The sequence below is a fragment of the Microbacterium forte genome, from assembly GCF_031885415.1.
GTDB classification, from domain to species: domain Bacteria; phylum Actinomycetota; class Actinomycetes; order Actinomycetales; family Microbacteriaceae; genus Microbacterium; species Microbacterium forte.
On sequence record NZ_CP116871.1, the window covers coordinates 818263 to 839300 of the forward strand.

The following is a 21038-nucleotide window of genomic DNA, read 5'->3' on the forward strand; positions in this document are numbered from 1 at the left end:
AAGCCCTCGGAGAACCGAGGGCTTTCGCTTGTTGTGACCCCAGCGGGATTCGAACCCGCGTTACCGCCGTGAGAGGGCAGCGTACTAGGCCGCTATACGATGGGGCCGTCTGGCGGAACGTTTCCGTGCCGCGACAACTCAACAAGTATGCCATGACGATTCTCGCGCCGCCAAATCGAGCCGAGCCCTCGTCGATTCCCGGGCGTGGCGCGCTGGATCGGCGGTTTGCCAGAGACGCCGTGAAGGAGTTGACTCACCTCATGCGCATCACGAAATTCGAACATGCCGCTCTTCGCATTCAGCAGGGCGATGACACCCTCCTCATCGACCCGGGTTCGTTCACCGCTCCCCTGAACGACCTCTCGGGTCTCGTCGCCGTAGTGATCACCCACGAGCACCCCGACCACTGGACGCCCGAGCACCTGGATCGGATCCTCCGCGCCGCCCCCGGCACTCCGATCTACGCCCCTGCAGGCGTCGCACGTGCGGCCGAGGGCTATGACATCTCGGAGGTCGCTCCGGGCGACACCGTGGAGGTGGGAGCGTTCACGCTCCGTTTCTTCGGCGGCACGCACGAGGTGATCCACTCCTCACTCCCCGCTGTCGAGAATGTCGGCGTGCTGGTCAATGAGGTCTTCTACTACCCCGGCGACTCCTACGCGGTTCCGGAGGGTGTCGAGGTCGGCACGCTCGCCGCTCCACTCGGTGCGCCATGGCTGAAGATCGGCGAGGCGATGGACTACGTTCTCGCCGTGCGCCCGCGTCGGGCGTTCGGCACTCACGACATGACCCTGTCGGTCGCAGGCAAGACGATGCACCGGCAGCGGCTGCAGTGGGCGACCGAGCAGGGTGGCGGAGAGTTCTCGGTCCTCGAGCCGGGCGACTCGCTCGACATCTGACCGTGGCGGACTCCCCCTCCGCCGAATACTCGCTCGATGAGAGCGGCGTACGAGACCTTCTCCGGCGGACGAGCCCTGATCTCGCCGGTCTGCCACTGAGGCTGTTCGCCGACGGCTGGGACAACTCGATGTGGAGGCTCGGGTCGGAGCTCCTCGTGCGACTGCCTCGCCGCGACCTCGCCGTGCCGCTCATCGCGAACGAGCAGCGTGCGCTCCCCGCGATCGGACCGGCGCTGGCGGCCATCGGCATCCGCACCCCGGTGCCGCTGATCTCCGGCGAACCGAGCGAGCTGTTTCCGCGGCCCTGGTCGGTCGTCCCCTGGATCTCCGGAACGACGGCGCTCGCCTCCTCCCGATCGGACAACGCGGCGTGGGCACCACGACTCGCCGATGCCCTGAGGGCGCTGCACGCCCCCGGCCCCGCGGATGCTCCGCGCAACCCGGTGCGCGGACGCGCCCTGGCCACTCGAGACGACGCGATGCGACCGCGGCTCGACGCGTTCAGGCACCGCACGGCGCTGCGTGACGCCTGGGTCGCAGGTCTCGCCGCACCGGTCGGCGCGGAGCAGGTCTGGATCCACGGCGATCTCCACCCGGGCAACATGCTGGTGGAGGATGGCACGCTCGCTGCGCTCATCGACTTCGGCGACGTCACGGTCGGTGACCCCGCCTACGATCTCGCCTCGTCGTGGATGCTCTTCGACGCCTCAGGTCGCGAGGCGTTCCGCAGAGCGACCAGATCTCGGTATGACGATGCCACCTGGGTCCGCGCGCGAGCGTGGGCGGCGTACATCGCCCTGATTCTCGTGACCCAGAGCGACGACCGACCCGAGTACTTCACCGTGGGGGCGAGCACCGCCGACGAGCTCGACGCCGACTAGCCCTGCGCAGCCCGAACGCGCAGCGCTCGGGCCAGGTGATCACGCTGCTCGATGACGATCCGGCGCAGCGCGGCGGGCGCCGAGCTGTTGCCGGCAAGCCACGCATCCACGAGATCGAGCGTCGGCGAGGCGGGGAACAGCCCCACGACCAGGCGCTGAGCCAGCTCGATGCTCCGCGTGCCCCACGCGTCGCCGATCCTCTCGAAGTACTCGGCATCGAACCCCGCGATGAGATCACGGCGTCCGCCTGCGCGGAAGCCCGCGATCTCGGCATCGAGATGGTCGTTGCTCAGCGAGCCGTCGTTCCACGCCGCGTCCCACGCTGCAGCCCGCACCGCGGAATCAGGTTGCGACGCGAGTGCCCTGCGAGCGGCCGTCCGACCGCTGCCGGTGTCGTCGGACTCGAGCTGGGCTGCGACGTCATCGGTCCCCGCGTGCCCTGTCGTGACGAGAGCCGTGAGCAGCTGCCACCGCAGATCAGGGTCGACGGTGAGACCCTCCGGGACATCACCGTGCAGGAGCGCGCGGACCTCGGCGGCGTGCACGTCGTCGAACGCCGACGCCGCCGCGAGGGCCCGCGCCCACGAGAGCCGGGCATCGCTTCCGGCATCCGATGCCTGCAGCGCAGCCCACGCCGTCTCCACCCAGGCCCGCTGCTCGGCCTGTCGCTCGCCGTCGCTCGCGTAGTGCCGGATCGCGAAGAGGGCATTCGAGAGAATGCCGACGAGAAGACCGATGTTCGACTCGTGTGGGGCATGCGCGCGCACGATCGAGGTGTATCGCGCCACTGTCAGCTCGCCGTCGCGCGTGGCGTTCCACAGCGACGACCACACGACGGCCCTCGCGAGGGGATCGTCGATGGAGGACAGTGATTCCTGCACCGTCGTCAATGATGCCTCGTCGAGCCGCACCTTGGCGTAGGTGAGGTCGTCGTCGTTGAGAAGCACGAGATCGGCGGAGGGGACCTCGATGGGCGTCCGCTCGTCGTGGATGTCCAGGGCGAGCTGGTCGCGACGCACCACGCGCCCGTCGATGCGGTGATAGAGCCCGACGCGCAGGCGATGCGGCCGAGGATCGCTCTGCACGAGCGTGGCGCTGCCGTCGGCCTCTCGTTCGAGCCGCAGCGTGGACACCCCCGTCGTCTGCAGCCATGCCTGCGACCACTCGGTCATGTCGCGGCCGGAGACCGCGCTCAGCTGCACGAGGAAGTCGTCGAGAGTCGTGTTGCCGAACGCGTTGGCCGCGAAGTATCTGCGGGCACCTTCGAAGAACGCCTCATCGCCGACGAAGGCCACGAGCTGCTTCAGCACCGCGGCGCCCTTGGCATAGGTGATGCCGTCGAAGTTGAGCTTCGCGGCCTCGAGGTCGGTGATGTCGGCGACGATCGGGTGGGTGGTCGGCAGCTGGTCCTGCTGGTACGCCCATGCCTTGCGGTTGGCGGCGAACTTGACCCACGCGTCATGGAAGCGCGTCGCCACCGCTGATGCGTGCGAGCCCATGTAGTCCGCGAAGGACTCCTTGAGCCACAGGTCGTCCCACCACTTCATGGTCACGAGGTCGCCGAACCACATGTGCGCCATCTCGTGCAGAATCGTGTTCGCGCGTGCGGCACGCTGCGCGTCGGTGGCCGCACCCCGCGAGAGATACGACTCGGTGAAAGTCACGAGTCCCGGGTTCTCCATCGCACCGAGGTTGTACTCGGGAACGAAGATCTGGTCGTACTTGCCCCAGGGATAGGGGTAGGCGAAGGCATCCGTGAAGAAGTCCAGACCCTGGCGCGTGATCTCGAGGATCTCCTCGGACTCCAGATACTGCGCGAGCGACTGCCGCGCGAACACACCGAGTGCGACGCGCTGATCATCGCGCGCCCACTCGCCGTCGACACGGGCATACGGCCCGGCCGCGACCGAGGTGATGTAGCTCGAGATCGGGAGCGTCGGGGCGAACTCGACACGCTGCACCCCGACTCCGGCGTCGACCGTCGCCGCGACCTGGTTCGAGAGCACCTCCCAGCCCGCAGGAGCATCGATCACGAAGGTGTACGGCGCCTTGATGTCCGGCTGCTCGAAACACGCCATCACCCGCCGCGAGTCGGCCGGTTCGTATTGCGTGTAGAGGTAGGTGCGATCGTCGACGGGGTCGTGGAACCGGTGCAGCCCCTCGCCGGACCGGCTGTAGCTTCCGACCGCCTCGACACGCACCACGTTCGTGTCGGCGAGGTCGTGCAGCTCGATGCGCGCACCGTCGTAGATCACGTCGCGCTCGACGCCGTTCACGACGACTCGTTCGACGCTCTCCCCGATGAAGTCCAACCAGGTCGAGTGCGCCGTCGTGGTGAACTCCAGCGTGGTGGTCGTGGAGAACCCGCTGCGCGCCCGCTCGGGTGCACCCGTCAGGTCGAGTTCGACGCGGATGCTGCGCACGGAGACGGCGGCGGATCGCGTCGCGGTCTCCTCTCGCGAGAGGTTGGCTGTGTCCATGCCTCCATCCTTCCATCTGGCGTGCTCAGAGGCGGACCCCTTGCGTTGCATCACGCAACAGAACGGCGTAGAGTTGCATTATGCAACAACAGGAGGACTCCGGCGGACGTCGCGGCGACAGCGCCGACGTGCTTCGTTCCCTTGTCGCCATCACGCGTCGAGGTCTCATCGACGCACGCGCGGAAGAACCGAGGCTGTCGATCACCGATCAGTCCATCGTCATGGCGATCGCCGACGAGCCGGGGATCCGTTCGACGGACATCGCACGCATGTTCCGCCTCAACCGATCGACCGTGTCGCGTCAGCTCTCGACGCTCGTCTCTCTCGGCCTCGTGCAGGAGACGCCGTCGGTCTCCGGGCGCGGCCGTCCGCTCGAGCTGACCGCCGAGGGCGAAGAAGCCTTCCGCAACACGCTGCGATCGCTGCAGGGCGTGATCGACGTGCATCTCGCTCAGTGGACGGATGCCGAGGTGCATCGCTTCGCGCACGACCTCCGGCGTTTCGACAGAGGCCACGAACCCGCTTGACCACGGCCCACAAGGCCATCAGAGGAAGAAGAGAAAATGAAGAACATCACTGTTCTCGGCACCGGCGTGCTCGGATCGCAGATCGCGTTCCAGACCGCCTTCCACGGTTTCGACGTCGTCGCCTACGACATCGATCAGCCTGCGCTCGACCGCGCGGCCGAGCGGTTCGAGGGTCTCGCCGCGCGTTACGTCGCCGACGGTGTCGAGAACGCCGCAGACGGCGCCGCCCAGGCGGCGATCGGCCGCATCCGGCTCACGTCCGACCTCGCGGAAGCCGCAGCCTCTGCCGACCTGATCATCGAGGCCGTGCCGGAGAACCTCGAGCTCAAGCAGGGCATCTACCGGACTCTCGCAGACGCCGCGCCGGCGACGACCATCTTCGCGACGAACTCGTCGACTCTGCTCCCCAGTGCGCTCGCGGAGTCGACGGGGCGCCCCGACCGTTTCCTCGCCCTGCACTTCGCGAACGAGATCTGGTCGCACAACACCGCGGAGATCATGGGCACGCCGGCCACCGACCCGGCGGTCTACGACGCCGTGGTGGAATTCGCCACCCGGATCGGCATGGTGCCGATCCAGATCAAGAAGGAGAAGGCCGGATACCTGCTGAACTCGCTGCTCGTGCCCTTCCTCCAGGCCGGAGCCGAGCTGCTGGTCGACGGGATCGCCGAACCCGAGGCGATCGATGCGACATGGCGGATCGGCACGGGCTCCCCGGCCGGCCCGTTCGAGATCTACGACATCGTCGGACTGACCACGGCATACAACATCTCCCGCATGGGAGGCGAGAAGCAGCAGCGCTTCGCCGAGCTGCTCAAAGAGCAGTACATCGACAAGGGCAAGCTGGGCGTGGCGACGAGCGAGGGTTTCTACAGCTACCCGCGAGAGAGCTGAATCCCCTCAGCGCCCGAGGAGCTTGCGGATCGCCGTCTCAGGCGACACCGTGAGATCGAGAGTGCGACCGCGCGCGTAGAGCCGGAACACGCGCGGATCGATGTAGCTACCCCTGGCCACCGCGAGGGTGTTGCCGAGCGCTGACGCCGTCGCCTGCACGGCGAGGCGCTCGGCACGCCGCCGCTCGTTCTTCGTCTCGAGTCGGCCGATCCGCGCGAGGGCGTCAGCCGCGAGGATCGTGCCGTGCAGCGTGCGGAAGTCCTTCGCAGTGAACGATGCCCCGGCCACCTGCCGGAGATAGTCGTTGACCTCGGTCGACGTGAGTCGGACGCGGCGGCGACCCTTGCGGTACGCGAGCAGAGGCGCACGCGGCGAGCCGACGGCGAACTCCGACAGCGCCTCGGCGAGGGCGGCGTCGGAGATCTCGATCGCGGCGAGCTGCTTGCTCTTCGCGGGGAAGCTCAGGGACACGTCGCTGCCGTCGATGCGCACGTCCCGTCGCCGGAGGGTGCTCAGCCCCCGACTGCCGTGCTTCACGAGGTAGCGCTCGGAGCCGATGCGCAGCGCGGCGTCATCGAGGAGCCGGAAGGAGACCGCGAGTGCTCGCTCTCGTGTCAGACCCGGCTCGCCGATGGCGCGCGTGACCTTGGCCCTGGCCGCAGGCAGCGCCGCAGCGAGCTTGAGCGCCCGCGCGAACTTGCGCTGATCCCTCCCCGTGCGCCAGAGCGGGTGGTAGAGGTACTGACGTCGTCCCGCATCGTCGGTGCCGACCGCCTGGATATGAGCGAGCGGATCGGCGGCGATCCACACGTCCTTCCACGCCGGGGGTATCGCGAGGTCGCGGATGCGCTCCCTGTCGGCCTCGACGACGGGGGTGTTGCCCGCGTCGACGTATCGGAACCCTGACCCGGATCGCACACGGCGGATTCCTGGTGTCTCGCCCGGAACGACTCTCGTGAGCGCCATTCTCGTCCTCTCGGTCATGCCTCGTCGGGCATCGGGTGTTTCCCGCTCACGATGGCCGACGAAGAGCGAGGCGTGAAGGGCATGGCGCGACGCACGGGCGACCTGCTAGGCGACGCAGGCTCCTTCAGGCGGTGCAGGGAGGGTGCGGCCGCTGCCCAGGGATCCGATTGTCGGGGCACACCGAGGTCTGCCATCCTCTTGACTATGGCCATGTCTTTCGAGGAATTCCGCACATCCCTGACCAGTGCAGAGCTGCGGGCCGGCCTGGGGGTGCAGCTCACCGACCTCGAAGCGCAGCAGGTCGCCGATGATCCGGCCTCCGCTCAGAGCTGGTACGCGTACTGGCTCTCGACCCAGCCGACGTCTCCCCCGCCACCCGCGGGCCCCGCATTCGATGCACCGCCGCCCGCCTACGACGCGCCACCGCCCGCGTTCGGTGCCCCGCCACCCGCCTACGAGGCGCCACAGCCTGTCTACACCGCGGCTCCCGGCTACCCCTCGCAGGGCGACGTCTCCGTCGGTTCTCCCGCCTATCCGGGGTACGCGCCCGTTCCCGACGGCCGACCCGGCAAGAAGAAGAGGGTAGGACTGTGGGTGACCCTGTCGATCCTCGGCGCCCTGCTGGTGATCGCCGCCATCGTCGTGATCTTCGCCTTCGCCACAGCACGCCATTGGACCAGGACCGATGTTCCTGAGCAGCCCGAGACCTTCCGCAGCGAGGAGTACGAGACCGGTCGCGTCGACGTCACGATGGACGACGTCAACCCGTGCTCGGTGAACCAGGATTGGACCGACTGCACGAACCTGATGGTCGCGACCTATACGGCCGCCTGCGTCGATGTCGAGCTCACCGAGACCGCGACCCTCCTGTGCGCCGAGTACAGCTCCGCGATAGACGAGATGAAGGCGCAGGACGGCGAGGGCTATTACGTCGCGACGCTCGGCAGCTACGGGAGCCTGCATCAGACGCCTGAGATCGACACCCGCCAGGTCTCGAACGACGACTACGAGCCCGCCGTCACCCACGAGGCGGTGTGCTACCTCGGATTCATCGGAGAGTGCGAGTGAGACACTGGACCGGAAACGACAAAACCCCCGCCTGAGCGGGGGTTTTCGTCTTGCTGGGGTACCTGGACTCGAACCAAGAACAACGGAACCAGAAACCGCCGTGTTGCCAATTACACCATACCCCAAGGGCGAAACCGGAGTCTCGCACCGAGAGTCAAGCTTACCCGAGCCGTGGCCCTAATGCCAAAACGACTCGGTCCGTCCGGGCGCGTCGCCCGGTGATCGCTGCGGGTGCGTGACCTCGGCAGCGGGCAGGAGCTCATCGAAGCGATGCTCCCCCGCCCGTCTGCCTCGTCAGTTCGCGAGGAACGCCGACAGCGACCGGAGGCGCCGCAGCGACTCGTCCTTGCCCAGGAGCTCCATGGACTCGAACAGCGGCGGCGAGATCCGACGACCGGTGATCGCGACGCGCGGAGGGCCGTAGGCGATGCGGGGCTTGAGCTCGAGCTTCTCGACGAGCGCCTCCGCGAGAGCCTCCTGGATCTTCTCTGGAGTGAACTCGGTCACCGGCTCGAGGGCGACGACGCAGGCGTCGAGGACCTCGGCGGCGTTCGCGGGCAGCCCCTTGAGCGCGTCGGCATCATACGAGACGTCGTCGGTGAACAGGAACCCCACCATGCCGGGCACATCGCCGAGCAACTGCACGCGCTCCTGCACGAGCGGTGCGACGCGGAAGGCGAGCACGAGCTGCTCGTGCGTCGGCTCATCGAAGAGGCCGGCGGCAGCGAGGTAGGGGATCGTCCTCTCGGCGAAGTCCTTCTCGTCGAGCTTGCGGATGTGGTCGCCGTTGATCGACTCGGCCTTCTTCTGGTCGAAGCGTGCCGGGTTCGGATTCACGTCGACGATGTCGAACGCCTCGGTGAACTCCTCGAGCGAGAACACGTCGCGGTCGTGACCGATCGACCAGCCGAGGAGCGCGAGGTAGTTCAGCAGTCCCTCGTGGATGAAGCCGCGATCCCGATGCAGGAACAGATCGGCCTGCGGGTCGCGCTTGGAAAGCTTCTTGTTGCCGGTCTCGCCGAGCACCAGAGGCATGTGGGCGAAGCGGGGCACGAAGGTGGTGACCTCCGCATCGATGAGCGCCGCGTAGAGCGCCAGCTGGCGAGCCGTCGAGGGCATCAGGTCTTCGCCGCGCAGGACGTGCGTGATGCCCATCAGCGCGTCGTCGACCGGGTTCACGAAGGTGTACAGCGGGATGCCGTTCGGACGCACCACCACGAAGTCCGGGAAGGAACCTGCGGGGAATGTCACCTCGCCCCGGATCAGGTCGACGTAGGTGAGGTCCTCGTCCGGCACACGCAGGCGGAGTGCGGGCTGACGCCCTTCGGCCCGGAAGGCGTCCTTCTGCTCCGCCGTGAGGTCGCGGTCATGGTTGTCGTACCCGAGCTGCTTCGCCCGCCCGGCAGCCTCGTTGCGAGCGTCGATCTCCTCCGCGGTCGAGAAGCTCTCATACAGAGCGCCGGATGCGAGGAGCTTGTCGATCACGCCGCGATAGATGTCGTGGCGCTCGGACTGACGGTAGGGAGCGTGGGGTCCACCGACCTCGACACCCTCATCCCAGTCGATCTTCAGCCAGGTCAGAGCGTCGACCAGCTGCCGGAAGCTCTCCTCGCTGTCTCGGGCGGCGTCGGTGTCCTCGATGCGGAACACCATCTTGCCGCCGTTGTGGCGGGCGTACGCCCAGTTGAAGAGGGCCGTGCGGACCATGCCGACGTGCGGCAGTCCGGTCGGAGAGGGGCAGAAGCGGACGCGGACGTCGGCGCCACTGGCGGTCGTGGTGAGGGGGTGCGGGGTAGCCATATCCCCTCGATTCTAGTTGCCGGGCGGCGTCTCGACCTCCCCGATCCGCCCACGATCGGGGCCGGTGAGAGGGGTCACCGTGGGTAACAGTCACTCACCGTGGGTAACAACCCGCATGCGACCTCGTCGCGCTCCTATCGTTGCCGCATCGACCAATCGGAAGGGTGACGACGTGACAATCACGGATGCAGTGACGACAGGCCTCAGCGATCGCTGGCTGAGCGCACCGAGACCTCAGACCAGCCTCGAATGGATCGAGCGCGCCGAGGAGGTTGCGGACATCCTCGCGGTGGACGCCGTCGAGAGGGACCGCGCGAACGCGACACCTCGTGCAGAGGTGCAGCTGCTCAAGGACTCGGGTCTGGTCACTCTGCTCGGCCCGCGCGTCCATGGCGGCGCGGGCGAGAGCTGGGAGACCGCGTACCGGGTGATCAGAGCGGTGGCCCGCGGCGACGGCTCGATCGGGCAGGTCCTCGGGTACCACTACCTCTGGGCATGGGCGGCGCGTCTCGTCGGAACCGACGAGCAGATCGCCGCGATCGAGGAGCTGTACACCGCGAACGACTACGTCTTCGGCGGCGCGGTGAACCCGCGCGACTCCGATCTGGTGATCCGCGAAGACGGCGACGACCTCGTGTTCTCCGGCCGGAAGTCCTTCTCCACCGGTGGTCGGATCTCGGACCTGACGGTCCTCGAAGGGGTCCTCGAAGGCACCGAGACGCACATCTTCGCGATCGTGCCCACGGCGCAGGAGGGAATCGTCTTCGGGAACGACTGGGACAACCTGGGCCAGCGGCTCACCGAATCAGGGTCCGTCGAGATCCGCGACGTGCGCGTCCCCTGGGCAGCGGCAGCCGGTTTCGTCGACCGGGTGTTCCAGCCTCTGACCTACAACACGCTGAACGTGCCGACCATCCAGCTCGTGTTCGCGAACTTCTACCTCGGCATCGCACAGGGTGCACTCGAGACGGCATCCGCCTACACCCGATCGACCACTCGACCGTGGCCGTACGGCGGCGACGACAAGCAGCACGCGACGGACGAGTGGTACCTGCTCGAGGGCTACGGCGAACTGGCCTCGAAGCTGTGGGCGGATGAGGCGCTGCTGGATGCCGTGGGCTCCGAGATCAGCGCGGTGCTGCATGCTCCACGAGAAGACCTCACTGCACGCCGACGCGGCGAGATCGCCGTGCGCATCGCAGCGGGGAAGCTGCGCATCGTCGACGACGGCCTGGAGGTCGCCACGAAGATCTACGAGCTCACCGGTGCCAGAGCGTCGGCCAACTCTGTCGGCCTCGACATCTTCTGGCGCAACCTGCGCACGCACAGCCTGCACGACCCGATCGCGTACAAGAAGCGGGAGGTCGGCGACTACGTGCTGCGCAACGAGGTGCCTGAGCCGACCTGGTACACCTGATCGCCGCGATGCAGGTGGTCCTCGGTGCCGCACCGACACGGGCGGTCGCGGCACCGAGCGACCGCGGGGCACTCCGGCCGAGGGCGGCCTCAGCCGCGCGACGCCACGGCAACCGCGGCAGAATGCACCAGCGGCAGGCGGCCGGCGATCGATCGCTCGGCGCACACCGACTCGAAGGCAGCACGGAACGAGCGCCGACCGGTGTCGTCGAGCGCTCGGTAGAACTGGCCCGCTCCCCCGACGCCTCCTTCGGCTGACACCCACAGCGCAGTCGCATCCGCCGACCACGTCCAGGTGATCTCCGACACCCGCGGGCGCATCCAGCCCGCATCGTCGAGCATCCTCGCGAAGCCGTCGACGGTCCGCTCGAAGTCCTTCTCCGGCGGAAGCCGCTCGCCCTCGGTCGGGACGAGCGCCGCGCGCTGGCACACCTCTCGCCAGAGCCAGGTCGGCGAGTTCGTCCAGATCGTGGCCGCCACGCGGCCGGCAGAGACGCGGAGAAGCTCTCCGGCCGATGCGCGGGGGTCGGCGACGTGGTTCAACACGAAGTTCGCCACGACCGCATCGAACTCCGCGTCCTCGAACGGCAGCGACGGCAGCGCTCCGTCGCGCACCCGCATCGCCGGGTGCTGCCGCAGCGCGACCTCCCGCATCGTCGGCTCGGGCTCGCACCCTGTCGTATCCCATCCGGCATCCGTGAATGCGGCCGTGAGGAGACCGGTTCCGGAACCGACATCGAGCAGCGAGCGACCCGCAGGGTCTCCGAGCCGCCCGAGCAGAGTCCCCGCCGTGCCGACGCACAGCGAGGCATAGGAATCGGCGTATGCCCGCCCCGTGCCCGCCCAGTCCTTCATCGCCTCGGACGCCCGAGAGGAGAGAGCGCGACGATGGCGACGACGATGACAGACGCGGCGATGCCCAGTCCGGCATAGTCGAAGTTCGAGAGCACCACGCCCGCGAGCACCGCGCCGGCAGCTGCCGAGAGGCTCATGAGCGAGTCGCTGCGACCCTGCCTGCGTGTGCGGATCTCGGGGGCGCTCGACTCGGTCAGCAGCGCGGCCCCTGCGACGGTCGCCGCGCTCCATCCGAGCCCCAACAGGATCAGAGCCACGATCACGCCCCACTCCCGATCATTCGCGAACACGCCGAACGCCAGGGCTGCCCCGAGGAGCACCTGCCCCAGCAGGACCACACGCAGCCGCCCCCACCGGTCGGCGAGGATGCCGAAGAGCGGCGACAGCGCATACATGCCGCCGACATGCAGGGCGATGGTGATGCCGACGAGAGCCGAGACATCGGCCGGTGTGGGAGCCATTCCGTGCGCGCCGTGCGCCATGTGCGCGAGATGCACAGGAGTCATCGCCATGACGGACGCCATCACGACGTGCGAACCGGCGACTGCGAACATCGCGTAGCGAGCCACCACCGGCCTGTCGGCGAACGCCTTGCCTGTAGCCCCCGCAGCAGCCGCTGAGGCGAGCCTCTGCGCGGCCAGAAGAGGATCTGGCCGCAGCGCCACGAGATACAGGATGAGCGCGGCGCATTGAGCGACGAACGAGAAGACGTAGGAACCGGTCTGAGGCGGCATGCCGATCGCGGCACCCACGATCTCACCCGGTCCGAGCAGCAGGGGGCCCGCGACCCCGCCGATGGTGGTCGCCCACACGACGATCGAGAGGTCCCGCCCTCGGTGCTGCGGCGCGGCGAGGTCGGTGGCGGCGAATCGCGACTGCAGATTGCCCGCGTTCCCGGCGCCGATCATGAGGATGCCGACCAGCAGCAGCGGGAACACCCGCAGCGACGCCGCGAGGATCACGACGGCGATCCCCACGAGCGCGAACAGATTGCCGAGCGTCAGTGCACGGCGACGCCCCACCCTGGCGGCGAGGCGAGCGAGAGGGATCGCGCACACTGCGGCGCCCAGCGTGACCGATGCGGTCGCGAGTCCCGACAAAGCGTCGCTGCCGGAGATGTCGGCGGCGAGCAGCGCGCCGAGCGACACGGTCGCCCCGAACGCGATGCCGCCGAGCACCTGGCCAGACGAGAGAACCAGCACGGTTCTCCGCTGGACCGCTGCCTGCTGAGCCGCCGTCAGGGCGACCACGGTCATGATGGGCGCACGGCGTCGCGCACGGTGTTGCGCAGAATACCCAGACCGGTGATCTCGACCTCGACGGTGTCGCCGGCGACGAACTCCCCCACACCAGCCGGCGTGCCGGTCAGGATGGCGTCACCCGGCAGCAGGGTGAAGGCCTCGGATGCATGCTCGATGATCGCCTCGACGGAGTGGATCATGTTGGTCAGAGGCGCCTTCTGACGGACCTCGCCGTTGACCCGGGTCTCGATCGTCGCCACCGACGGATCGAACTCCGTGCTGATGGTCGGACCGAGAGGGCAGAACGTGTCGAAGCCCTTGGCCCGAGCCCACTGGCCGTCCTTGCGCTGAAGGTCGCGCGCCGTGACATCGTTGGCGATCGTGTAGCCGAGCACGTGGTCGAGGGCATCCGCCGCCTTCACGTTCTTCGCGACCCGTCCGATCACGACCGCCAGCTCGCCCTCGTATTCGGTCTGCCCTGAGATCGACGGGCGCACGATCGCGTCGCCCGGGCCGATGACGGCGGTGTTGGGCTTGAGGAACAGCAGCGGCTCCTCGGGGGCGACTCCCCCCATCTCAGCGGCGTGGTCGTGGTAGTTCTTGCCGACGCACACGATCTTGGATCGAGGGATGACCGGCGCCAGGATCACCGCGTCCGCGATCGGGACTCGGTCTCCGGTGGGTTCGTACCCGGCGAAGAGCGGATCGCCCGCGAGGACGACCAGGTCGGTGTCGTCGACGATCCCGAAGAGGATGGCGTCGTCATGGCTGAATCGGGCGATCTTCATGCCACCAGCCTAGCCAGAGCGCCGGACGACGAGACCCCGCTGCGCAGGTCGCGCGGCGGGGTCCCGGGGAGTTCCTGCGAAGATCAGGCGTCGAGGCGCAGGAGCCAGCCGTGCTTGTCTTCGCGGCGGCCGTACTGGATGTCGGTGAGTTCTTCGCGGAGCGACAGCGCGAGTTCGCCGAGCGGCTGCGGCTCATCGAAGCCTTCGCCGACGAGTGCGCCGATCGGCGTCACGACTGCGGCCGTGCCGCAGGCGAACACCTCGACGATGTCGCCGGAAGCCACGCCCTCGTGCCACTCGTCGATCGAGATCGGCCGCTTCTCGACCGTGTAGCCGCGATCCTCGGCGAGCTGGAGCAGCGAGTCGCGCGTGATCCCCTCGAGGATGCTGTCGGACTCGGGCGTGACGACACGGCCGTCCTTGAACACGAACACGACGTTCATCCCGCCGAGCTCCTCGACGTTGCGCTGCTCATCGAGGAACACGACCTGGTCGCATCCCTTCGACGAGGCCTCGCTCTGTGCGAGCAGGCTCGACGCGTAGTTGCCGCCCGTCTTGGCCTTGCCCGTGCCCCCCTTGCCGGCGCGTGCGTAGTCCTCGGAGAGCCAGATGCGCACGGGCTTCACGCCGCCGCTGAAATATGCGCCGGCCGGGCTTGCGATCACGTAATAGGCGACCTTCTGCGCGGCTCGGACACCGAGGAACGCCTCTTTGGCGAACATGAACGGGCGCAGGTAGAGGCTCTGGTCGGCGCCGGACGGCACCCAGCGCCCGTCGACCGCGATGATCTCGCGAAGCGACTGGATGAAGTACTCGGTGGGCAGCTCCGGCAGCGCGAGTCGACGGGCGCTGGCCTGGAGTCGTGCGGCGTTGCGGTCAGGGCGGAAGGTGTGGATCGACCCGTCTGCGTGACGGTAGGCCTTGATGCCCTCGAAGATCTCCTGCGCATAGTGCAGCACGGAGGCGGCGGGGTCGAGCGGGATCGGTCCGTACGGCTGCACGCGCGGGCGGTGCCATCCGCCCTTCGCCGACCAGCAGATGTCGACCATGTGATCGGTGAAGACCACGCCGAAGCCGGGGTTCTCATGAACCTCGGCGACACGGCCGGCCGTCGCGGCGGCCAGGTTCTTGGTCACAGCGAACTCCAGTGGAGCCACGGTGGTCTCGGCGTCGATGGTCGTCATCTCGTCATCCATTCCTCGTGTGGCGCGCATCCTCGCGCCGTCTCAGCCTACGCCTGTCGTTCAGAGCAGAGCAGTGATCGCGGAGCCGATCTCCGCCGTGCTGCGCGCCCCCGTGCGGGACGCGATGTCGGACTCCACGGCGGCACTCACGCGAGCGGCCTCCGCGCCGAGCCCGAGATGGTCGAGCAACAGCGCCACCGAGAGGATCGCCGCGGTGGGGTCGGCCTTCTGCTGGCCGGCGATGTCGGGGGCGGATCCGTGGACCGGCTCGAACATCGACGGGAACGCGCCATCGGGGTTGATGTTGCCCGAGGCGGCCAGTCCGATGCCTCCGGTGACCGCGCCGGCGAGGTCGGTGAGGATGTCGCCGAACAGGTTGTCGGTGACGATCACGTCGAAGCGCGCGGGGTCGGTCACGAGGAAGATCGTCGCTGCGTCGACGTGCAGGTAGTCGACCGTCACCTGGGGATGCTCCGCAGCGACCTCGTTCACGACACGCTGCCAGATGGCACCGGCGTGCACGAGCACGTTGGTCTTGTGAACGAGTGTGACCTTCTTGCCGCGCCGCTCGGCGAGGTCGAAGGCGTACCTCACGACGCGCTCGACGCCGAACGCCGTGTTCACCGAGGTCTCGTTGGCGACCTCCTGAGGTGTGCCCTTGCGGATCGCGCCCCCGTTGCCGACGTACGGACCCTCGGTGCCCTCACGCACGACGACGAAGTCGATGGCGCCCGGATTCGCGAGCGGTCCCGGAGCACCCGCGAACAGCTTCGACGGGCGCAGGTTCACGTAGTGGTCGAGCGTGAAACGCAGCTTCAGGAGCAGCCCGCGCTCGATGTTCGCATCCTTGAGCCGGGGGTCGCCCGGCGTGCCGCCGACGGCACCCAGCAGGATCGCGTCGTGAGCCGCGATCGCCTGCAGGTCGTCGTCCGTCAGCGTGTCGCCGGTCTCGAGGAAACGAGCGGCGCCGAGCGAGAAGCGGGTCTTGTCGAACGTCACTCCGCTGGAGGCGGTGACCGCATCGAGGACCTTCTCCGCCTCGGCGACGACCTCTGGGCCGATTCCGTCACCGGGGATGACGGCCAGCTTCACGACACGCGACATGACACTCCTTGCATCGGGATGAACCGGCCAGCGCTCGGGCGGATGCCGAGCGGGCCGGTTCTCCCAGCGTACTGGTCAGTGCGCGGGGGCCTTGCGCAGTGTGACGGCCGCGATCACTCCGGCGAGAACGACCAGCCCTGCGCCGATCAGCGAGGTGACCATGACGCCCGAGCCGAATGCCGCGGATGCCGCGTCCCACAGCGCGTCTCCGAGCTGTGCGGGAAGCTCCTGCGCGGCGGTGTAGGCGCCCGCGAGGGTCTCGGTCGCTGCATGCGCGGCCTCGGCAGGAATGCCCTCCGGGACCACGAGCGCACCCCGGTAGAACGCGGTGATGAGGCCACCGAGCACTGCCGTGCCGAGCACCGCACCGAGTTCGTACGCCGTCTCGGACACGGCGCTCGCGGCTCCGGCCTTCTCAGCCGGCGCGCTCGAGAGGATGAGCTCGTTCGAGATCGTCTCGGCACCGCCGATGCCGATCCCGAGCACCACGAACGCGATGACGAGGGGCGCGATGCCGTGATCGGACGTCGTGAACGCCACGAGCAGATAGCCGGCGACCGAGAAGACGAGTCCCACCGGCACCAGGATGTGGGGTGGCACCCTGCGGGAGATCGGCACCACGGAGAGTCCGGCCACGATCATCGCGAGCATGCCGGGCACGAGTGCCGCGCCCGCCGTCATCGGCGAGAGGCCGAGCACGAGCTGCAGGTGCTGCGAGACGAAGTAGAGGAACCCGACGAGCGCGACCACGCTGAGGAGGTTGACCAGGATCGCCCCCGAGAACGAGCCCCGGCGGAAGAGGCCCATGTCGAGCATGGGCACTTCAGCGGTGAGCTGGCGACGCACGAAGAGATAGCCCATGGCGACGCCGAGCAGCGCCCAGGCGCCGGCGGTGAGACTCGGCCCGTCGACGGCGAGCGACTTGATCGCATAGACGACGGGGATCATCGCGGCCATCGAGAGCACGATGCTGACGATGTCGATGCGTCCCGGATTCGGATCGCGACTCTCGGGCACGAGCAGCGGCGCCGCGATCAGCAGCGGGATGAGCACGGGGACGGCGATCAGGAACACCGAGCCCCAGTCGAAGTGCTCGAGCAGGAACCCTCCCACGATCGGACCGAGCGCCGAACCTGCGGAGAAGGCCGACGCCCACACCGCGATCGCGAGGCGACGCTGATCGCGGTTCTGGAAGATCGAACGCAGGAGCGACAGCGTCGACGGCATGAGCATCGCGCCGAACAAGCCGAGCAGCGCGCGTGCGGCGATCAGCAGCCCGGCGGTCGGGGCGAAGGCGGCGAGAGCCGACACGGCCGCGAAGCCGGAGGCACCGATCAGCAGCATCCGGCGACGTCCGAAGCGGTCGCCGAGGGTTCCCATGGTCACCAGGAGTCCTGCGAGCACGAGCGGGTACACGTCGATGATCCACAGCTGCTCCGCCCCGGTGGGCGCGAGCGCGATGGATATCTCGGGGAGCGCGAAGCTCAGCACCGTGTTGTCCACCGACACCAGGAGCACCGGCAGCATGAGGACGACGAGCGCCGCCCAGCCACGGGCTCCGACGCGGGGAGCATCCGTCTCTGTCGTCGGGATCGACGCAGTACGGGTCATGGAACACCTCTCAGGATCACGACGGCATCGTAACTAAACCGTCCAGCTGGTATAGTAACAGAATCGTCATCTGTCGGCGTTACGGTGATGAGAGACGAACAGAGGAACCCCGATGCCCCGACCTCCCCTGGCCCGCGAGCGCGTGCTCGACGCGTTCGAGTCGATCGTCATCAATGACGGCGAGCGAGCGGCGACGCTCGACGCGACGGCGAAAGCCGCCGGCGTCTCTAAGGGCGGGCTGCTCTACCATTTCGGTTCGAAAGAGGACCTCGCGGCGGGACTCCTCGATCGTCTCGACGCACTCACCACGGCAGACCTCGAGCGCATGGCCGCGGCAGACGAGGGTCCGGTGGCGTACTACGTGCGCACGTCCGTCATGGAGGACGACGCCTTGGATCGCGCGCTCATCGCCGCATCGCGTCTGGCACAGGGCGGCTCTCTGCCGGCGGGCGAGGCGCTGCGCACAGTGCGGCGCCGCTGGGAGGACATGATCCGTCCGCACGTGCGCGATCGGGCGAGCCTCAACCTCGTGATGCTGCTCAGCGACGGGCTCTACTTCAACAACTCACTCGACGTGAACGGCGAGGAGCACCTCGTCCCCCATCGCGACGAGCTCGACGATCTGATCGCCCTCGTGCTCCGCACCACGGCTCCCTGAGACGGGCGAGAGACAGAGCGGGAGGGACGGCCGCTCGGCCACCCCTCCCGCTCTCTTCGTGCGTCTGGATCAGATGTCGGTGATCTCGATCTGACGGAACAGGTCGGCGTCGATCTCGGTGCGCAGGTCCTCGAGCAGGTCGTCGGACACCGGCGAGTCCAGCGTCAGCACGCTGAGCGCCTGGTCACCGGCGCCGAGCCGCGAGATCTGCATACCGGCGATGTTGATGCCTGCCTCGCCGAACTTCTGGCCGTAGACCGCGACGATGCCGGGGCGGTCGGTGTAGAGCATCACGACGTGGTGCTTCTCGATCGGCAGCTCGAGCGCGTGGTCGTTGATGGCGACCAGCTTCTCTGCCTGCTTCGGACCGGTGAGGGTGCCCGACACCGAGAGCTGCGAGCCGTCGGAGAGAGCGCCGCTCAGAGTGATCACGTTGCGGTACTCGTCGCTCACGTCGTCCGCGAGAAGGCGAACCGCGATGCCGCGCTGGTCGGCGAGCAGCGGCGCGTTGACGTACGAGACCGTCTCGCTGACGATGTTGGTGAAGATGCCCTTGAGCGCCGCGAGCTTCAGCACGCTGACGTCGTAGTCGTTCAGCTCCCCGTGGACCTCGACGTCGAGGCTCGTGAGAGGCGACGTCGCCAGGGCGGCGAAGATCTGACCGAGCTTCTCGACGAGCGAGATTCCGGGGCGCACGTAAGGGTCGATGACTCCCCCGGCGACGTTGACCGCGTCGGGGACGAGGTCGCCGCCGAGCGCGAGGCGCACGGAGCGCGCGACCGAGACACCGGCCTTCTCCTGCGCCTCCTCGGTGCTGGCACCGAGGTGGGGGGTCACGACGACGTTGGGGAGGTCGAGCAGCGGACGAGCGGTTCCGCCCTCGGCGGGCGGCTCGGAGGTGAAGACGTCGAGTCCTGCGCCGGCGATCTCACCGGCGACGAGCGCGGCGTGAAGCGCTTCCTCATCGATGAGGCCACCGCGGGCGACGTTCACGACGAAGGCGGTCGGCTTCATGGCCTTGAACTGCTCGGCGCCGATCATGCCGGTCGTCTCGGGCGTCTTGGGCATGTGGATCGTGAGGAAGTCGGCCTCGGCGACGAGCTCGTCGAGCGAGAGGAGCTGCACACCGAGCTGCTGCGCACGAGCCGAGGTGACGTAGGGATCGTACGCGACGACGCGCATGTCGAACGCGGCGAGGCGGGCGGCGACGAGAGCGCCGATGCGACCGAGGCCGACGATGCCGACGGTCTTCTCGAAGAGTTCCGCGCCCGTGAACGAGCTGCGCTTCCACTGGCCGGCGGCGAGGGAGGCATGGGCCGCGGGGATGCGACGGGCGAGGCTGAGGATGTGTCCGACCGTGAGCTCGGCGGCCGAGATGATGTTCGACGTCGGAGCGTTGACGACCATGACGCCGGCCGCGGTGGCCGCCTTGATGTCGACGTTGTCGAGTCCGACGCCCGCGCGGGCGACGACCTTCAGCTTCGGCGCGTGCGTCAGCGCCTCTTCGTCGATGTGCGTCGCCGAGCGGATCAGCACCGCATCGGCCTCTGCGAGCGAGGCGAAGAGCGCCTCGCGGTCAGTGCCGTCGACGTTGCGGACGTCGAAGTCGGGACCGAGGGCCTCGATCGTGGCGGGAGAGAGAACTTCGGCGATGAGCACGACGGGCTTCGGCACAGGGATCCTTCGGGGCAGCGCGACAGGGGGCCGATGCGCCGCACACCATGGGGGCGCGATCACCTCAACTGTACCCGAGCGCTCCTGCTGCTCCGTGCCGTGTGACGCCGTGGATCAGACCACGGCCGTCACGAGATCCGACATGTTGAGGATGCTGTATCCGATCAGGCTCAACCAGAACACCGCCACGATGCCGAGGCCGGCCAGCAGCACCAGCGCGAGCTCGCCGGCGCGACGGCGTCGTCCGATCGCATACGCGAAGACGAACACGATGGCGGGGAAGACGACGCCGAAGAGCAGCGTCACCCATCCGATCCCCGTGAGGCCGTTCTGCGCCATCGAGATCACATGCGCGACGGCATTCCAGATGGCGTAGGCGTAGAAGAGACCTGCGAGGCCGAGAACGACCGCGCTCAGCCACCGAGGAGAACCGGAGGCTGCGGGAGAAGCCGACTGCGTCCCGGTCATGATCCGATCACCCCCACCGTCACGAAGGGCCATGGCACGAGAAGAACCACTCCGAGCAGGAGCAGCCCGATGCGGATCCAGGCCGCCTTGGCCCGGGTGAGCACCCACACCGCGAGGAACCACAGAGCGGGTGCCGCCACCGCGAGCACGAACCACGGCACGTACATGGCATCGGCCACGATCAGATTGGCGAGCGGCTTGAGCCGGAGGCCACCGACGACCCAGCCGATGCTGTACAGCAGATAGACGCCGCCGACGATCCCGAGTGTCAGGAGCATCGCCGTGCTCAGATGCGCCGGTTCCTGCTCATCGGGCATCGTGACCGTGCCGTCGGCATCGACGTGCCCGACGGCCTCGCTGCCCCGGCCGACGGCGTTCCACCCGTCCGGCAGGGCTGCGTCGTCGGAGGCGTCGCCATGGGGCGCGGACGCCTCTCTGTCAGAGCCCTTCGGTGCGGGCGTCTTCGGCGCGACGCCGTCGTCACCGTCCCAGGTCAGGGCGTCGTCGGAATCGGAAGTCATGTC

19 protein-coding genes and 2 tRNA genes are annotated in these 21038 nt (G+C 68.1%); 7 read left to right on the top strand and 14 right to left on the bottom strand.

What is annotated here, in order from left to right; translation table 11 throughout:
- Positions 1 to 34: 34 nt before the first annotated feature.
- A tRNA-Glu gene (locus OB895_RS04120) sits at positions 35 to 107 on the bottom strand.
- A gap of 153 nt (positions 108 to 260) precedes the next feature.
- Between OB895_RS04120 and OB895_RS04125 the strand changes: the two genes are divergently transcribed.
- Both OB895_RS04125 and OB895_RS04130 read left to right on the top strand, forming a co-directional pair.
- Positions 261 to 899: an MBL fold metallo-hydrolase gene (locus OB895_RS04125; RefSeq protein ID WP_079112716.1), complete on the top strand. Its 639-nt coding sequence runs from the start codon at positions 261 to 263 to the stop codon at positions 897 to 899.
- Positions 900 to 901: 2 nt separating this feature from the next.
- Entirely contained in the window at positions 902 to 1780 is an 879-nt protein-coding gene (locus OB895_RS04130) for an aminoglycoside phosphotransferase family protein (protein WP_079112715.1), read from the top strand.
- Here OB895_RS04130 and pepN read toward each other — a convergent pair.
- Positions 1777 to 4260 carry an aminopeptidase N gene (gene pepN, locus OB895_RS04135; RefSeq protein ID WP_079112714.1) on the bottom strand — a complete coding sequence of 828 codons (2484 nt, stop codon included), beginning with the start codon at positions 4258 to 4260 and terminating at the stop codon, positions 1777 to 1779. The two genes, OB895_RS04130 and pepN, sit on opposite strands and share 4 nt — an antisense overlap.
- 80 nt (positions 4261 to 4340) lie before the next feature.
- Between pepN and OB895_RS04140 the strand changes: the two genes are divergently transcribed.
- Together OB895_RS04140 and OB895_RS04145 are read left to right on the top strand one after the other, a co-directional pair.
- A complete protein-coding gene (locus OB895_RS04140) occupies positions 4341 to 4787 on the top strand; it encodes a MarR family winged helix-turn-helix transcriptional regulator (RefSeq protein WP_079112713.1) in 447 nt (148 codons plus the stop codon).
- A 36-nt stretch (positions 4788 to 4823) separates the two neighbouring features.
- Positions 4824 to 5681 carry a 3-hydroxyacyl-CoA dehydrogenase gene (locus tag OB895_RS04145; RefSeq protein ID WP_042541725.1) on the top strand — a complete coding sequence of 286 codons (858 nt, stop codon included), beginning with the start codon at positions 4824 to 4826 and terminating at the stop codon, positions 5679 to 5681.
- A 6-nt stretch (positions 5682 to 5687) separates the two neighbouring features.
- Here OB895_RS04145 and OB895_RS04150 read toward each other — a convergent pair whose 3' ends face one another.
- Positions 5688 to 6647 (bottom strand): DNA topoisomerase IB, encoded by a 960-nt coding sequence (locus OB895_RS04150; RefSeq protein ID WP_042541726.1) that lies wholly within the window; start codon positions 6645 to 6647, stop codon positions 5688 to 5690.
- Positions 6648 to 6857: 210 nt separating this feature from the next.
- Here OB895_RS04150 and OB895_RS04155 point away from each other — a divergent pair, with 210 nt between their 5' ends.
- Positions 6858 to 7715 carry a hypothetical protein gene (locus OB895_RS04155; RefSeq protein ID WP_153302169.1) on the top strand — a complete coding sequence of 286 codons (858 nt, stop codon included), beginning with the start codon at positions 6858 to 6860 and terminating at the stop codon, positions 7713 to 7715.
- Positions 7716 to 7768: 53 nt separating this feature from the next.
- Here OB895_RS04155 and OB895_RS04160 read toward each other — a convergent pair.
- Together OB895_RS04160 and gltX are read right to left on the bottom strand one after the other, a co-directional pair.
- Positions 7769 to 7840 (bottom strand) — tRNA-Gln (locus OB895_RS04160).
- A 169-nt stretch (positions 7841 to 8009) separates the two neighbouring features.
- Entirely contained in the window at positions 8010 to 9515 is a 1506-nt protein-coding gene (gltX, locus tag OB895_RS04165) for a glutamate--tRNA ligase (RefSeq protein ID WP_079112711.1), read from the bottom strand.
- A 172-nt stretch (positions 9516 to 9687) separates the two neighbouring features.
- Here gltX and OB895_RS04170 point away from each other — a divergent pair, with 172 nt between their 5' ends.
- Positions 9688 to 10932 carry an acyl-CoA dehydrogenase family protein gene (locus OB895_RS04170; protein WP_228385695.1) on the top strand — a complete coding sequence of 415 codons (1245 nt, stop codon included), beginning with the start codon at positions 9688 to 9690 and terminating at the stop codon, positions 10930 to 10932.
- A gap of 89 nt (positions 10933 to 11021) precedes the next feature.
- On the opposite strand, the gene OB895_RS04175 is transcribed toward OB895_RS04170, so the two are convergent.
- The 6 genes from OB895_RS04175 to OB895_RS04200 all read right to left on the bottom strand — a co-directional run bounded on the left by OB895_RS04175 (position 11022) and on the right by OB895_RS04200 (position 17714).
- Positions 11022 to 11786 (bottom strand): class I SAM-dependent methyltransferase, encoded by a 765-nt coding sequence (locus tag OB895_RS04175; protein WP_079112709.1) that lies wholly within the window; start codon positions 11784 to 11786, stop codon positions 11022 to 11024.
- Entirely contained in the window at positions 11783 to 13042 is a 1260-nt protein-coding gene (locus OB895_RS04180; protein WP_079112708.1) for an MFS transporter, read from the bottom strand. The genes OB895_RS04175 and OB895_RS04180 overlap by 4 nt, the downstream gene beginning before the upstream one ends.
- Positions 13039 to 13815, bottom strand: coding sequence for a fumarylacetoacetate hydrolase family protein (locus OB895_RS04185; protein WP_311879238.1), 777 nt, complete (start codon positions 13813 to 13815; stop codon positions 13039 to 13041). Before OB895_RS04185 ends, OB895_RS04180 begins: the two co-directional genes overlap by 4 nt.
- Before the next feature lie 83 nt (positions 13816 to 13898).
- Positions 13899 to 14999: a branched-chain amino acid aminotransferase gene (locus OB895_RS04190; protein ID WP_079113965.1), complete on the bottom strand. Its 1101-nt coding sequence runs from the start codon at positions 14997 to 14999 to the stop codon at positions 13899 to 13901.
- A 60-nt stretch (positions 15000 to 15059) separates the two neighbouring features.
- The gene (locus OB895_RS04195) at positions 15060 to 16103 is read right to left on the bottom strand and encodes a 3-isopropylmalate dehydrogenase (RefSeq protein WP_042541731.1); all 1044 of its coding nucleotides are present in this window, start codon (positions 16101 to 16103) and stop codon (positions 15060 to 15062) included.
- Between the two features lie 75 nt (positions 16104 to 16178).
- The gene (locus tag OB895_RS04200) at positions 16179 to 17714 is read right to left on the bottom strand and encodes an MFS transporter (RefSeq protein ID WP_079112706.1); all 1536 of its coding nucleotides are present in this window, start codon (positions 17712 to 17714) and stop codon (positions 16179 to 16181) included.
- 112 nt (positions 17715 to 17826) lie between these two features.
- On the opposite strand from OB895_RS04200, the gene OB895_RS04205 reads away from it, so the two are divergent.
- Positions 17827 to 18372 carry a TetR/AcrR family transcriptional regulator gene (locus tag OB895_RS04205; RefSeq protein WP_042541733.1) on the top strand — a complete coding sequence of 182 codons (546 nt, stop codon included), beginning with the start codon at positions 17827 to 17829 and terminating at the stop codon, positions 18370 to 18372.
- A gap of 69 nt (positions 18373 to 18441) precedes the next feature.
- On the opposite strand, the gene serA is transcribed toward OB895_RS04205, so the two are convergent.
- The 3 genes from serA to OB895_RS04220 all read right to left on the bottom strand — a co-directional run bounded on the left by serA (position 18442) and on the right by OB895_RS04220 (position 21035).
- Entirely contained in the window at positions 18442 to 20046 is a 1605-nt protein-coding gene (gene serA, locus OB895_RS04210) for a phosphoglycerate dehydrogenase (protein ID WP_042541734.1), read from the bottom strand.
- A gap of 114 nt (positions 20047 to 20160) precedes the next feature.
- A complete protein-coding gene (locus tag OB895_RS04215) occupies positions 20161 to 20514 on the bottom strand; it encodes a hypothetical protein (RefSeq protein WP_042541735.1) in 354 nt (117 codons plus the stop codon).
- A complete protein-coding gene (locus OB895_RS04220) occupies positions 20511 to 21035 on the bottom strand; it encodes a hypothetical protein (protein ID WP_042542136.1) in 525 nt (174 codons plus the stop codon). The genes OB895_RS04215 and OB895_RS04220 overlap by 4 nt, the downstream gene beginning before the upstream one ends.
- Positions 21036 to 21038: the final 3 nt, after the last annotated feature.

Bases quoted from the DNA above. Each gene is read 5' to 3' on its own strand.
- OB895_RS04125 (WP_079112716.1), top strand. From the start codon at position 261: ATGCGCATCACGAAATTCGAACATGCCGCTCTTCGCATTCAGCAGGGC.
- OB895_RS04145 (WP_042541725.1), top strand. From the start codon at position 4,824: ATGAAGAACATCACTGTTCTCGGCACCGGCGTGCTCGGATCGCAGATC.
- OB895_RS04220 (WP_042542136.1), bottom strand. From the start codon at position 21,035: ATGACTTCCGATTCCGACGACGCCCTGACCTGGGACGGTGACGACGGC.
- OB895_RS04215 (WP_042541735.1), bottom strand. From the start codon at position 20,514: ATGACCGGGACGCAGTCGGCTTCTCCCGCAGCCTCCGGTTCTCCTCGG.
- OB895_RS04180 (WP_079112708.1), bottom strand. From the start codon at position 13,042: ATGACCGTGGTCGCCCTGACGGCGGCTCAGCAGGCAGCGGTCCAGCGG.
- OB895_RS04200 (WP_079112706.1), bottom strand. From the start codon at position 17,714: ATGACCCGTACTGCGTCGATCCCGACGACAGAGACGGATGCTCCCCGC.
- OB895_RS04205 (WP_042541733.1), top strand. From the start codon at position 17,827: ATGCCCCGACCTCCCCTGGCCCGCGAGCGCGTGCTCGACGCGTTCGAG.
- OB895_RS04150 (WP_042541726.1), bottom strand. From the start codon at position 6,647: ATGGCGCTCACGAGAGTCGTTCCGGGCGAGACACCAGGAATCCGCCGT.
- OB895_RS04140 (WP_079112713.1), top strand. From the start codon at position 4,341: ATGCAACAACAGGAGGACTCCGGCGGACGTCGCGGCGACAGCGCCGAC.
- OB895_RS04190 (WP_079113965.1), bottom strand. From the start codon at position 14,999: ATGACGACCATCGACGCCGAGACCACCGTGGCTCCACTGGAGTTCGCT.
- OB895_RS04175 (WP_079112709.1), bottom strand. From the start codon at position 11,786: ATGAAGGACTGGGCGGGCACGGGGCGGGCATACGCCGATTCCTATGCC.
- pepN (WP_079112714.1), bottom strand. From the start codon at position 4,260: ATGGACACAGCCAACCTCTCGCGAGAGGAGACCGCGACGCGATCCGCC.
- OB895_RS04155 (WP_153302169.1), top strand. From the start codon at position 6,858: ATGTCTTTCGAGGAATTCCGCACATCCCTGACCAGTGCAGAGCTGCGG.
- OB895_RS04185 (WP_311879238.1), bottom strand. From the start codon at position 13,815: ATGAAGATCGCCCGATTCAGCCATGACGACGCCATCCTCTTCGGGATC.
- OB895_RS04195 (WP_042541731.1), bottom strand. From the start codon at position 16,103: ATGTCGCGTGTCGTGAAGCTGGCCGTCATCCCCGGTGACGGAATCGGC.
- gltX (WP_079112711.1), bottom strand. From the start codon at position 9,515: ATGGCTACCCCGCACCCCCTCACCACGACCGCCAGTGGCGCCGACGTC.